Source organism: Streptomyces sp. CB02980 (assembly GCF_014451325.2).
In the GTDB taxonomy this organism is placed as follows: Bacteria; Actinomycetota; Actinomycetes; order Streptomycetales; family Streptomycetaceae; genus Streptomyces.
This window is the reverse complement of sequence record NZ_JACSCH020000081.1, coordinates 1-590: the sequence shown is the minus strand read 5'-3', so window position 1 is coordinate 590 and position 590 is coordinate 1. Positions and strand designations below refer to the sequence as shown.

1 pseudogene is annotated in these 590 nt (G+C 73.9%); it reads right to left on the bottom strand.

Annotated elements, in window-relative coordinates:
* Nucleotides 1-590 (bottom strand): annotated as a pseudogene (locus tag E0F75_RS40860) (acetyl/propionyl-CoA carboxylase subunit alpha); the annotation flags it as partial.

Sequence of the window (590 nt, the reverse complement as noted above, 5' to 3'; positions counted from 1 at the left end):
GGGTCGTGATCCATGACGTGCCAGGAGTCGCCGTCACGGCCGAGCCAGTTGCCGGCGCGGTGGAGGGTGTGGGTGATGCCGTCGACCGTGACCGTCACCGTGGTGTCGGTGACCCGGGTGCCGGGCGGCGCCTCGGCTGTGACGGGTTCGAGTCCCGGCACGCGCAACGGGAAGGGGAGCGGGGCGGGGCTGCCGCCCAGGCGCCAGCTGCTGGGGACCGAGAACGGGTCGGTCCAGCCGTCCCGGGGTGCCGGAGTCAGCTCCGCGAGCCGTACGGCGGCGGCCGCCGCATACACCTCGTCCGGTACGCCCTGGGGGATCAGGCTGTCTGCGTCGCGTTCGACGAGGCCGGTGTCGAGGGCGCCGGTGACGACGTCCTCGTGGGCGAGGAGGCGGCGCAGGAAGCCGGCGTTCGTGGGGACGCCGAGGGTGACCGTGTCCGCGAGGGCGGCGCGCAGGCGGCGCAGGGCTGTGGGGCGGTCCTCGGCGTGGACGATGACCTTGGAGAGCATGGGGTCGTAGAGGGACGAGACCTCCGTACCCTCCGACAGGCCCGAGTCCGTGCGGACGCCTTCGCCCGCCGGCTCGTT